At 50.2% G+C, this 13,062-nt stretch carries 7 protein-coding genes; 6 read left to right on the forward strand and 1 reads right to left on the reverse strand.

The annotated features are described in order from the left end of the window. The first annotated feature begins 27 nt into the window (after nt 1–27). The 6 genes from HGH92_RS25510 (at nt 28) to HGH92_RS25535 (ending at nt 10,391) form a co-directional block, all read left to right on the forward strand. Nucleotides 28–3,687 (forward strand): SusC/RagA family TonB-linked outer membrane protein, encoded by a 3,660-nt coding sequence (locus HGH92_RS25510; protein ID WP_168873636.1) that lies wholly within the window; start codon nt 28–30, stop codon nt 3,685–3,687. Nucleotides 3,688–3,709: 22 nt separating this feature from the next. Then, nucleotides 3,710–5,194: a RagB/SusD family nutrient uptake outer membrane protein gene (locus tag HGH92_RS25515; RefSeq protein WP_168873637.1), complete on the forward strand. Its 1,485-nt coding sequence runs from the start codon at nt 3,710–3,712 to the stop codon at nt 5,192–5,194. Between the two features lie 28 nt (nt 5,195–5,222). After that, nucleotides 5,223–6,047, forward strand: coding sequence for a hypothetical protein (locus HGH92_RS25520; RefSeq protein ID WP_168873638.1), 825 nt, complete (start codon nt 5,223–5,225; stop codon nt 6,045–6,047). A 36-nt stretch (nt 6,048–6,083) separates the two neighbouring features. Further along, a complete protein-coding gene (locus HGH92_RS25525; protein WP_168873639.1) occupies nt 6,084–8,195 on the forward strand; it encodes a carboxy terminal-processing peptidase in 2,112 nt (703 codons plus the stop codon). A 73-nt stretch (nt 8,196–8,268) separates the two neighbouring features. Continuing rightward, nucleotides 8,269–9,417, forward strand: coding sequence for a TlpA disulfide reductase family protein (locus tag HGH92_RS25530; RefSeq protein WP_168873640.1), 1,149 nt, complete (start codon nt 8,269–8,271; stop codon nt 9,415–9,417). 8 nt (nt 9,418–9,425) lie between these two features. Beyond that, complete coding sequence (locus HGH92_RS25535) at nt 9,426–10,391, forward strand: TlpA disulfide reductase family protein (RefSeq protein ID WP_168873641.1); 966 nt, start codon at nt 9,426–9,428, stop codon at nt 10,389–10,391. Nucleotides 10,392–10,651: 260 nt separating this feature from the next. On the opposite strand, the gene HGH92_RS25540 is transcribed toward HGH92_RS25535, so the two are convergent. Further along, nucleotides 10,652–12,424, reverse strand: a complete 1,773-nt coding sequence (locus HGH92_RS25540) for an ABC transporter ATP-binding protein (RefSeq protein ID WP_168873642.1) — start codon at nt 12,422–12,424, stop codon at nt 10,652–10,654. Between the last annotated feature and the right edge of the window lie 638 nt (nt 12,425–13,062).

A 13,062-nucleotide genomic window follows, 5' to 3' on the forward strand; every position in this document is an offset into this window, starting at 1 on the left:
TTCCTTAAACTTTAATATCAGACCAACATGAAAAAATTGCAGGGTTTGCCCTTCCTGCGAGGGGCCTTACTACGCTATGCCCGGAAGGTAAGTGTGCTGCTGTCGTTTTTCCTGCTGATGGCAACCCTTGCCGCTTCAGCCCAGGAAGAAGAAGCGGCAGCACGGGGCGTCCTCTCCCGTAAAGTATCCTACAAGGCTACGAACGCGCCACTCAGTAAAGTGCTGAAAGATCTCCGGAAAAAACTGGATTTACGTTTTACCTACAACAGTGAACTGATCGGCCGTCAACCAGCGGTAACCGTCAGCATAGAACAGGGAAGCCTGGAAGCACTGCTGAAGCAGCTCCTGAAAAATACCGGCCTGCACTACAGCGTGGACATGGGAGGCGTTACCATCTATGAAGATAAAACCGTCAATGTAGCACCGGCTGATGCGAAAGTAACCGGCGTCATCGTCCGCGGCCAGGTGACCGACCCAAAGGGAGAGCCGCTTGGCGGCGTTAGTATCAAAGGGCTTGAATCAAAACAGATGACGGTTACAAGAGCTGACGGGTTGTTTATGATCGTGGCCAAACCTAACGAACAGATCAACATGTCCCTGTTGGGTATGAAACCGCTGGTATACCGCGTCAATCCCAATGAAACAAATATCATGAGCTTTAAGATGGACACCATCGCCCGCGATATACAGGAAGTAGTAGTGAACGGTTACCAGAAAATCGATCCCCGCTTATCCACCGGTTCCTATTATAAACTGAAGGCAGCAGATATCATCGAACCAGGCCAGCCTACAGTGGATAAAATGCTGCAGGGTAAAGTGCCCGGCATGATGGTGATCAACAATTCCGGCAGCGTAAACGCAAAACCCAATATGCGTATCCGTGGTACTTCCACACTCATGGGCAACACGCAGCCACTTTGGGTGATAGACGGCATGATACGCCCCGATCCGGTCGACGTTTCCAATGCCGTCCTGAACAATCTGGTTTCCGCCAATGGCAGCTCCGCCAATTTTGAACTGATGGGCAACGCTATCAGCGGCCTCAATCCCTACGATATTGAAAGCATCACCTTTCTGAAAGACGCTGCGGCTACCGCCATTTATGGTACCCGCGCGGCCAGTGGCGTTATCGTGGTCACCACCAAAAGAGGAAAGGAAGGCCCGATGCAGATATCCTATAACTCCAACCTTTCCTTTCGGGCAAGGCCTTCCTATAGTGACTTCAACCTGATGAACTCTCAGGAGCGGGTGACCTTTTCCAAACAGATGCAGGAAGATCATGTGCTGTATAATGAACGGAACGCAGGCATGGAAGAGGAACTGACTTATGAAGGTTTACTCCGCGCGCTGTATGCCAGGCATATTACAGAAGCGCAATTCAAAGAAAAAGTAGCCACTATAGAAACCCGCAACACGGACTGGTTTAAAGTACTGTTCCGCAACCAGCTGAGTATGCAGCACTCCCTGAGCCTGAGCGGCGGTACGGCTAAAACTGTATACTACGCATCTGCATCTTATTCCGGTAACAATGGCGCTGCGAAAGAAGACGGCAATAAGGTATATGCCGGAAGTTTCAACCTGCGTTCGCAGGTAACCCGCCGCTTCACCCTGGACGTTACGCTGCAAAGCAGCTACCGTAAAGCCACCGGCTATTTCCAGGGCGTTAATCCGCTGAATTATGCCTTACAGACCAGCCGCGTCTTCAGCCCGGATGATTATTATCCCATGAAAGCAACTACGCAGACGGTGAACAATGTTCCGCTTAAGTTTTACGGGATTCCCCTGCGCATGAATATCCTGGATGAAATCGCCCGTTCTGAAAATAATTCCACCCAGACGTCAACGAGCCTGAACCTGAACATGGATTACAGGATAGCGACAGGGCTGATATTCCGCAACTCCTCCAATATCATTACCGATGCGGCAGATGGTTTTGCCGCGGCGGATGAACAAACGTTCTATGTTTCCAACATACGCGGATGGGCATACGGAGATCTGCCAACACCTATGCAGAAAGCCTACAGCTACCTGCCATACGGCGGTATCGCTTACATGCAGAATCAACAGGCACTAACCTGGGGGCTGAGAAACAGCCTGGACTATACGAAAGGGTTTTTTAAGGAACGCGACCAGTTCAATGTCAGCCTGGGTAATGAAATACGCAGTACAAAGTCTAACGGAAACGTATCTACGGAACCGGGTTACTTTCCGGACCGTGGCAAAACTTTTTCGCCTGCACCCGTCAGCCGTACTAAGTTTTCCCGGAACGTGATCACCAGTGCGCTGGACAATTCAGTGTCTTTCTATGGCACGGCTGCCTATAGCCTCATGAACAGGTACATATTCAGCGCCACGGTCAGATCAGACGGTTCCAATCGTTTCGGGCAGTTTTCCAACAGCCGGTTCTTACCGAATTACAGTGTTTCCGGCCGCTGGAACGCAGCCATGGAAAGCTGGTTTCCCGCTACTACCTTGCTGACCGACTGGCAGGTAAGGGCTTCCTACGGTACACAGGGCAACGTGGTAACGGCGGTAGGGCCAAACCTGATCGCCACCTACGCCAACCCCGACGAACCTGATTATCTGACTGGCCTGCCCGTGCTAAGGATCAAGTCCATGCCTTATCCTGATTTAAGATGGGAGAAAACCTACCAATGGAACATCGGCACCAACTTCGCTATGTTTAACAACCGCCTCCGTGTGAACCTGGAGTTCTATTCCAAAAAATCCGTCGACGTGCTCGACAACATTCCAATCCCTTATGAATACGGCATGAACACCATGTACCGCAACGGCAGCACGCTGTACAACAGCGGATGGGACGCGATGATCGATATCAATGTCATCAGCCGGAAAAACACACAGCTGTCCTTTACCATCACTTCCGGTAAGGTCAAAAATCGTGTAGCCGACGCCGTTTTCCAGGACAATTTCTTTGCCTACCTGACGGGCAGCGGGCGTCTTGCCGGAAAACCCATCAGCAGCTTTTACTCTTATCAGTATACCGGCCTGGACCCGGCCACTGGTGTTCCCACCTTTGGTAAACTGAACGCTAAAACACCGTCCAGCAATCCGGACGACCTGCTGGTATATTCCGGACAGCTTTTCCCGGTCATATCCGGAGCTATTCAACCCGTGTTTCGGTATAAGTCATTTTCCCTGTCCGCCTCTTTTTTTGTAAGCCTGGGCAGCAGCAAACGAATGAATGATCCCTTCCGCAGCGCCTCAGATATGGTCGCCAACGGTGTGCCGGCGCCCAATGCCAATATCTCCAAAGATTATCTCTACCGCTGGCGTAAACCAGGAGATGAAAAATATACGGACTTCCCTGTGCTGAGAGACCTGGGGAATGAATCACTGTTGAAGATTCCCTATACGTACCCGCAGTCGCTGGGTAATACTCAGCCTCTCACCGTTGATCCATACACTGCCTATCGGATGTCTGACCTGAGGACAGTGAACAACAATTATGTGCGCTGCAATGCCATCCGGTTGGGATATGGAGTGCCCGCCAGCCAGCTGGGCCGTACAGGCATTAAAAACCTGGCGCTGGGTGCCTCCATCAACAATGTGTTCACCATTGCCAACAGCAAGCTGCAGGGACAGGACCCGGAGATAGACGGCGTTGGTACCAGCGCATTGCCTTTGAGCCGGCAGTATACGCTGAGCATAAATGCATCTTTTTAATTCAAACAGTTAATTGAGTGAGATGAAAAAATTACTGGTCATCATAATAGTGGCGCTGGGTATGACATCCTGTAAGAAGTTTTTACAGGAATACTCGCAAACAGACATCACGCCCAAAACCACCCGTGATTTTGGAAACCTGTTGTTCTCCGAAGGCTATCCCGGGCAGAACGTATTCCTGCAACCCTGGATGTGTTATCTGGATGACGATGTACAATGCTATAGCGGCCCCGTTATGCGGGAACCCAGGCCTGCGGCGGCAGCAGGGATTTTTCAGTGGCAACCGAATTTTGAGCGGCTGTTGACGGCCGAAGGGTATGGCTATAAAACCAATACCTGGGGCGAATATTACCGTCTGTTGCTGGGCGTCAACGTGACGCTTGGTGGCCTCGATAATTCAGTAGGGTCACAGGAGGAAAAAGACGTTCTGAAAGGTCAGGCTTATACGTTGCGCGCCTTTTACCATTTTATGCTGGTAAATATTTACGCCAGGCCATACAATGACTCCACTACCACGCCGGACAAAAGCCCTGGCATACCAATACGTACCAGTGGAGATCTGTCCGAGGCTTTCCTGGCACGTAATACGGTAAAGGAAGTATATGAGCAGATCACCCGCGACCTGGAACAGGCGACACAGCTGTTGGACAAATACAAAAAGAACACTGAAGCGTATCACATCTCCCATGTGGCGGCGCATTTGTTCGCCAGCAGGGTGTACCTCTATATGGAAAACTGGGAAAAATGCATTGCCCATGCTGATGCTGTCCTGAAACAACGTTCACTGTTAATGAACCTCAACACCTGGGGTGATCCCGACCCGGACACCCATCCGATGGCAGGAATTAACAACGAAGAGACCATCTTCGCTTATGGTTCCCCGATAGAGCAATTGAACAATCCTTTTACCACTGGATATGAGGTGTCTTATAATCTTTACCATGCTTTTGAAGACAATGACCTGCGCAGACAGATAGGCATCATGGTGCTGCCACCATTCATGAAGCAGTATGTTCCTGTTGAATTAGGACAACAGAAAATTACCGATACCTATAAGTCGCAGGAAAATTATTTTGCCAATAGCTGGCGCGTGGCAGAAGCCTACCTCAATCGTGCAGAAGCATACATACAGCTTTATAAAACCAAAGGTGACGCCGGCGCCGCCGCACAGGCATTGACAAGCCTGAACACCCTCCGGTCTTACCGCATAGATATGACTTCCTTTAAAGCGTGGGACATCAAGCCTGCTGATGAACTGTTGCGTATGTGCCGGGAAGAACGCCGCAGGGAGCTTTTCCGTGAGGAGTTGCATCGATGGTTTGACCTCAGAAGATATGGCATGCCTGCCATTCAGCATATTTACACACCTGACGAGACCACTGTACAGGTGTTCCGGCTGGAAGCCCGCGACCCAATGTACGTGATGCCGATACCGGACGATGTGCTGAACCGTAATCCCGCCCTGGTGCAAAATCCGCTGTATTCCGGTACACGCAAGCCGCAATAGTATTTCCTAACGTTTAATGTGACTACTGATGAGAAGATATTACCTGCTACTGGCCTTTATCCTGATGGCATTGATGGCCTGCCGCAAGGAAGCCATACTGACATCACCGGCTGAAGTACCCGGTTACACACTGCCACAGGGCAATCATAGCTATGACGATTCCATCGTTCAGTTCTACAAAAAATACAACTGTTATATCCTGTACCGGTTTACCCATGCTGATTTCGCGTACAATTACACCAATATGCGGGAAGACAGCGCCTTTAATGCCAACCCGGCTTATATCGGCTACTCGCTTCGTTTTGTGTATGACCAGCTGATATTGCAGTACCCGGACACCTTCCTGCAGAAGACGCTGCCTTTTAAGATCCTGCTGGCATCTTATATCGGCAAGGGGCCGGAACGTGATGCCGCCGGTTTTGCCAGCACCGTCAGTACGCTTACCGTTGGGTGGGCCGACAGTACGTTGTTGAATAAAACACCCGCAGAGATCAAACGGCTGCGTGGCCTGCTGCACCGGTTTTATATGGAGCGCGCCTACAGGGTGAAAGGGATTGATATTCCTTTGGCTTTCCAGGAACTGGTGCCTTTTGACTATACGACTTCCAATGAAGCCAACAAATACAGTATGGGCATAGTCGGGAAAGTCACCGGACAGTCCATGAACATCGTAACAGACTACCTCGATTATATTGAAATGATCACTTCCCATAGCAAAGCCGAACTGGAGACTACTTTTTTTAACCCTTCCATCGATACCAAAGGGATGATCAAAAGGAAGTATGAAGTGATGATCAACTACTTTGCCAACACCTTTGGAACAGATCTGCAGGCTGTTGGCGACAGGCCCTGATGTTGTTATTTAGACGATATTTTTTAACCGATTCAGATGAAATTATTATCTCGCAAAAATAATCCATGGCTGTTGATGGCTTGTGCGTTGTCTGCCAGCTATACCGCTCACGCCCAGGCGCCGGCCGATACCGCTGCATGGCCGGCTTACCGGAAAGACGTGATAGCCGCTGTTTTTAATAAAATCAATAAAAGCCATTTCGCTCCCAGGCAACTGGACGATGCCTACGCCGCCGAGGTATGGAAACGTTATATAGCTACGCTGGACCCCAACCGGTGTATCTTTTTACAGGAAGACATCCAACAACTGTCGGCCTTTCAATCCACTATCGACGATGAAATAAAATCATCCGGCACCGGCTTTTTCGATGCAGCGATGGCCATCTATACCCAACGGATACACGAAGTACAGGCACTATGTGAACAGACACTGGCCAAACCCTTTGATTTTACGGTGAAGGAAACGGTGCTGGCTGAACGAAAAAATGCGCCTTATCCGGCAGGTAAAAAAGAACAGGCCGATCTGTGGCGCAAACTGCTCAAATACCATACGCTCCGTAACTATATGGAGATGCAGGACTCCGCTGCCAAAGGAAAGCCGGACGCTGCCCTGGAAGCCAAAGCCCGTGAAAAAGTAGGGAAGTGGTATGCTGATTTCTTCCGCCAGAACACCCGCGGCCAGGCAGTAAACGATAAGTTCTTCCAGTACATAGGAGATGCTGCCATGGAGGTAGATCCGCATACCATGTACACTGCTCCCCAGGCGCTGACGCTTAATGATATGCTCAATAAACGTTACTTCGGCCTGGGTATTGAGCTGGGCGTAAAGGAAGCTGATTTTTTTGTGAAACGGATGCTGCCCGGCGGCTCGGCTTATCGCAGCGGTGAAGTAAAAGAGAATGACCTCATCCTGGCCATCTCTGATCATCAGGGACAGATGAAGGATATCGCCGGCGTGCCGCCAACAGAAGTGGCTGCCATGATCCGCGGCGAAAAAGGCACCCCGGTGAAACTGCGCCTGAAGCAACCCGGCGCCCAGCCGCGCAATGTGACGGTCACCCGGGAAGAAATCATTGACAAGGAGAACAGGGCCAAAAGCGCTGTGATAGAGCGTGACGGCAAACGGTTCGGATACATCTGGCTGCCGGTATTTTATACTGATGATACGCCTACCAAACAAAACGGCGCCTGTAACGATGTGGCGCGCGAAGTGGAAAAACTGAAGCAGGAAGAAGTAGAAGGCATCGTGATGGACCTGCGGGGCAACGGCGGTGGCGCACTCGACGAAGTCGTGAGAATGGGCTACTGCTTTGTTCCGGAAGGACCTATGAGCTGGCTTCGTGGCAAGGATAAGGTGGACCGCTATAACTCGCCCGCCACACCACCCCTCTATGATGGGCCGCTCACCGTGCTGGTAGACGAAGGCAGCGCTTCCGCCTCTGAAATATTTGCGGCCGCCATGCAGGACCGTAAACGCGCACTGGTCATCGGTACCAGCTCCACTTTCGGGAAAGGGACTGCACAGACCAACATAAACCTCGGGAAAATGGGCGACCCCGCCAAAGGCACCGCCGATATCAGCTACGGCAGCATGCGGTTGACAGTACAGAAATTCTACCGCGTCACGGGAGAGTCCACCCAGCTAAAAGGCGTAAGGCCCGATATTGTGCTGCAGGACAGGGTGAGCCGGGAGTCTGTTATGGAAAAAGACTATTCTTCCGCCATGGTATGTGATACGATGAAACTGTTGCCTTTTACGCCGGAGACCTTCACTTTTGATTTTAACAAGGTTGTGGAAACAGCCCGCAAAAGAGTAGCGAAGGAATCCGCCTTTGCCACTGTGGCGGCCGGCGCCCAACAACTGGAACAGCTCAATAGCCGGGCTGTGGCACTGGACCTGCCATCTTTTTACCAGCGCTATACGCAGACAGCACGGCTGGAGCAACAGATTAAAGATGCGAAGCAGGGCAGTGGCGAAAATATACTTCGTGTAACCCTGCCCATTGACAGGTCCGTTCACCCGTCCCTGTTAAAAGCGGATAACAGTCCCGCCACTACGGAGTTCCTCCGGAAAACAGCGAAGGACATCTACCTGGCTGAAACCGTAAAAATCATGGAAGACATGGTTGGCAATAAAATATCTCAATAATCAAATTAAAAAAATGTTATCAGGATTCACCCTTTCCGCCATTCAGGGTGCCTGATATATAAACGAATCCATTATGAAAAAAATACTCTTTTCCTTATTGTTAAGCGCAGGAGCATATGGCGCCTACGCACAGGAGGTCGTCATCACGGCCAAACTTGACAAAGCGCCTAACGATACGCTTGTACAGCTGTTCGAGCCCTATACCGGCGAATTTGACACGGTGCGGATCGTCAATCACAGCTTTACTATCAAAAGGCCGATGCCGAAGGGTGGAAGTATTTATGTGCTGGCGATAGGCAAGCAGGGCGAAAAAGGAGCGACCCTCCTTTACCTGGAAAGCGGAAAAATACATATCTCCGGCAAAGGGCCGTATTTCGAAAATGCCAGGTATAGTGGAGACGTCTGGGTAAAAGAATGGCAGGAAATGATGGCGCTCATGGACCCGGAAAAAGGGGACGGCAAAAAACAAAATGAGCTGATGGAAAGCATCAATAAGGCCATGAAAGTGGGCGACGAAGATGCTGCCGAAAAATACGGTAAAGAATACAAGGAGGTAACAGAACGTCTGCAAAACGCTTACCGCAACTGGATCAAGCAACATCCTAACTCCGGAGTCTCTGCTTATGCGGCCACTGTTTTCTTTAATGGGCAAAAGGAGTTTGATGAAATCTTCGCCGGCCTGGGAGAACACGCTATTGCGTCCCGCATCATGCAGCGCCGCCTTCATCCCGGTAAAGTAGATCCGTCTCCGATGACACTCAAATTCGGCGAACCGGGAGAAGCACAGGGCACACTGGGCAAAGTAAAAGTTGGTGACATGGCGCCCACGTTCAGTGTCCCCGACGCCAACGGTAAAATGGTGTCCCTGGCCGATTTCAAAGGCAAGTACGTGTTCCTGGATTTCTGGGCCAGCTGGTGCGGTCCCTGCAAACCACAGATACCCTACCTGAAAGCGGCCAACGATAAATACAAAGACAAAAACTTCTCTATGATAGCCGTTTCCCTGGACTCGAAAAAAGAAGCATGGATAAACGCCGTAGAGAAACATGGTATCAACTGGACCAACGTATGCAGCATGAAAGGCTGGGCCGATGAAACCATCGCGTCTTATGGCGCCAGCTATATTCCTTTTAATGTGCTGATAGGACCAGACGGTAAAGTGCTTGCAATGGGCCTGTATGGAGAAGACGTAGAGAAAAAACTGGCTGAAATCATCAAATAACCTGTCCTATGAAATATATCCCGCTACTGGTTTTATGGTTGTTGCCCCTGTTCAGCTTCGCTGGTGACGGCTTCGTCATCCGCGGCAAAATAACAGGGGTGGCCAATGGTAGTGTGGCCATCCTGGAACGTACCGGGGAAAGTAACAACGACTGGCCCCGCGTACGTATCGAGAACGGACAGTTCACCTACTCCGGTAAAATAGACCACCCGCGACTCGTGTTGCTGAAAATAAGCACCAAAAGGGTGGAGGTGTTCCTTGAAAATGCAGACTACACCATGGAATGCAGTTTTGATTCTCTCACCGGCAGCAGCGTTAAAGGAGGCAGCTACAACGACCAGTGGCAGCAGTACCTCACCAGCGGCATCCCGCCAATGAGGTACTTTGCAGAACATCCCAAAGAGGAGATTGCGCCCTGGATTGCCAGCCGGTACGCGCTGAAGTATGATGAAGCCAAAGCCGCGTATGCGCAACTCACACCGCAAGGTAAAAATACACCGGAAGGCAAAGCCCTGGCAGAACGGATAGAAACCTACCGGAAAATAGAAGCCCGTTCACCTCTGCCTGCGTTCAGGACGGAAGACCCTACAGGCAAGCCGGTATCACTGAACGACCTGAAAGGCAAGGTAGTTGTGCTGGATTTCTGGGCCTCCTGGTGCGCGCCCTGCCGCGCCTATGTGCCTGCATTGCGGGAACACTACAACCGATATAAGGACAAAGGCGTTGTGTTTGTAAGCGTGTCAGTAGACGACGATAAAGACAAATGGAAAAAAGCCATGGAAGAGCTGCACATGGAATGGATGCAGGTACTCGCCGATGGCGGTTTCAAAGAAGAAACCGGCGTCAGGAAACTGTTTAATATCACCGGCATACCACACCTGGTGATCGTGGACAAAGACGGCCGTATCGCCGTATCGATGGACTACTACCAGCGGCAGCATTTCGATGCTGTGATGGAGAAGTTAATACAGTAATTAGTGATCAACCCATATGCAAAGGCTGGCCTCAAAAGGGCCGGCCTTTTTGTTTCCCAGGGCTGAAGCCCTGGGCTACGTTGTGAGTCAGGTTCAAAAAACTTGTGGTTTCCCAATGAACTGGATAGTCATAACAACACTGATATCTTATAGTCTGAATTGCTTTTTCCGGGAAAAAGCAATTCTTAGTTTTATTCAGCGCCATTCATACTTTGCTACTTGGACCTCATTGTAACCCAGGGCTTCAGCCCTGGGTCGTTCTACTGAATGAACTGCATTTCACAAAGCGTTTTATATAATCCTTCTTCATTGCTGATCAGTTCATGATGGGTGCCTTCTTCCACGATGGCGCCTTTATCAATGACGATGATCTTGTCGGCCTGCCGGATGGTGGCGAGGCGGTGTGCGATGACGATAGCGGTGCGTCCTTCCATGAGTTTGTTCAGCGCGTCCTGTACCAGTTTTTCCGATTCTGCGTCCAGTGCGGAAGTGGCTTCGTCGAGAATAAGGATGCGGGGTGCTTTCAGTACGGCGCGGGCGATGGCGATACGCTGGCGTTGTCCGCCGGAGAGCTGTATGCCGCGTTCACCCACGAGTGTTTGTAATCCCAGCGGCATCTGTTGAATGAATTCCCAGGCGTTGGCCTGTTGCGCAGCGGCGATGATCTCGGCTTCGGTGGCGTCTTGTTTGCCGTAGGCGATATTTTCCGCGATGGTGCCGCCAAAGAGGAATACGTCCTGCGGCACGGTGGCTATCTGCGACCGGAGCGCAGATAAAGGGAAGCTGCTGCTGTCTTTCTGGTCAAATAGTATATGCCCTCCCGTAGGATCGTAGATGCGTAACAGTAAGGACACGATGGTGCTTTTGCCGGCGCCGCTGGGACCTATTAATGCCACCGTCTGATTAGCCTGGGCCTGAAAGGAGAGGTTCTTCAGTACCGGCGTGTCTTCACGGCCGGGATAACGGAAAGACACATGACGGAAACTGATATAGCCGTGCAGGGTATGCTCGGGTGCCACGCGGGTGACCGGCGTCAGCGGTTCTGCCGGTTCATCGAGGATGTCGAAGAGGTTTTCCGTGGCGCCGAGGCTTTTCTGCAGGGAGGCATATACTTCTGCCAGTCCGCCGATGGAGCTGCCAATAAAAACAGAGTATAATACAAAGGAGAACAGCTGGCCGGTGTCCAGCCCGATGAGTGCTCCGCGCCAGATAACGGCCACCAGTGCGCCAAAGATGCCTGCTATGATAAAAGAGGAGAGGGCTGCCCTGTATTTGCCGTTCTGGATGCCGATGTTGGCGGCTTCGTTGGTCCTTTCCCGGTAGCGTTTCATTTCCGTGAATTCACTCGCGAATGCTTTTACGCTGAAAATACCCTGCAATGTTTCTTCCACGATGGTGCCGGAAGCGGCCACCTGGTCCTGTACTTTCCGTGAAAACTGCCGGATGAAACGGCCGAAGACAACGGCGACCAGCACCATGACCGGCATAATGGCCAGCATAAAAATGGTCAGGTGGATAGAGGTCAGCATCAGGAAAGCGATGCCGCCAATGATGATGACCAGCTGCCGTATAAACTCAGCGATGGTATTGGTGAACGTTTCCTGCAGCAGGGAAATGTCTGCGGATATTCTGCTGTTCAGTTCTCCTACCCGGCGGGTGAGGAAAAACTGCATGGGTAATTTTACCAGGTGGTTGTAGACTGTCTGCCGCAATGTGGCCAGGGTTTTTTCGGCCACTCTTACAAATATCAGTGTTCTGAAAAATGAACTGATGGCCTGAATGGTTAGGATAGCTATCAATAATAACCCGGCTTCATTTATAGCAGAAGCAGCCTGCGGTTGTTTGGCGGCGTTGATCAGTCGTCCCAGTAATTCAGGAAAGGCCAGGCCTGCCAGGCTGGTGGTGACCAGGAAAAGCATACCCGCTGAAAACAGAGCGCGGTGAGGTTGCAATAACCGTAACATGCGCAGCATTCGTTTAGGCCTGACAGTAACACGGTCACCATTGTTGATGGTTGTTGAGGGGAGTTGCATGAACTAATTTTGGATGGCTATAAAAAGGGTTTTAAGGTGCGTTGACAATAGCATGATTGTATGCTGCTGCAACAAAACTTCGGTGGCATAAGATTTAGCAGCCAACGGCAAGTTAAATATAAAATGATTTACGACAATGGAAAAAAGCCGGAAAAAAAGTCGTCAGTCGTACTGATAATATTAAATGATTGTTAACAACGGCGTTCTGCCTGCAAAACCTTACTGTGGCAGGATTTCCATGCATCCTTTTACTGAATTCACATTTCACCGGAATACTTTTGTCAGGCTGCATTGTTTTTTTCTATTGCGCCTATAGCGCACCTGATAATTTTTTTTGCTGAATAAAATATGTTTGCTAAATTCGGGCCACTGATAAGGACGATAGAAGTGTTAATTATTGTACAACGATAAAAAAAGTAGTTAACGGACCCTCAAATAATCAAATTTTCCTTAAATGTTTTCAATGACTGAGGCAAGGGATTAAGCATTAAGCACAAACTAATACTATCCGGAAAATTCTGAGACATCCAAGGTGGTGTTTTATGTTAACTTATTAAGTCGTTTAAAACAACTATTTTATTTTTTTTATTTAATGTGAAGGATCTGGATTCACGCTAGCGACAGCTATGCCCGCCAAT

The sequence above is a fragment of the Chitinophaga varians genome (assembly GCF_012641275.1).
GTDB classification, from domain to species: domain Bacteria; phylum Bacteroidota; class Bacteroidia; order Chitinophagales; family Chitinophagaceae; genus Chitinophaga; species Chitinophaga varians_A.

Excerpts from the sequence above, each read along its gene's own strand:
- HGH92_RS25510 (WP_168873636.1), top strand. The coding sequence starts at position 28 with ATGAAAAAATTGCAGGGTTTGCCCTTCCTGCGAGGGGCCTTACTACGC.
- HGH92_RS25515 (WP_168873637.1), top strand. The coding sequence starts at position 3,710 with ATGAAAAAATTACTGGTCATCATAATAGTGGCGCTGGGTATGACATCC.
- HGH92_RS25520 (WP_168873638.1), top strand. The coding sequence starts at position 5,223 with ATGAGAAGATATTACCTGCTACTGGCCTTTATCCTGATGGCATTGATG.
- HGH92_RS25525 (WP_168873639.1), top strand. The coding sequence starts at position 6,084 with ATGAAATTATTATCTCGCAAAAATAATCCATGGCTGTTGATGGCTTGT.
- HGH92_RS25530 (WP_168873640.1), top strand. The coding sequence starts at position 8,269 with ATGAAAAAAATACTCTTTTCCTTATTGTTAAGCGCAGGAGCATATGGC.
- HGH92_RS25535 (WP_168873641.1), top strand. The coding sequence starts at position 9,426 with ATGAAATATATCCCGCTACTGGTTTTATGGTTGTTGCCCCTGTTCAGC.
- HGH92_RS25540 (WP_168873642.1), bottom strand. The coding sequence starts at position 12,424 with ATGCAACTCCCCTCAACAACCATCAACAATGGTGACCGTGTTACTGTC.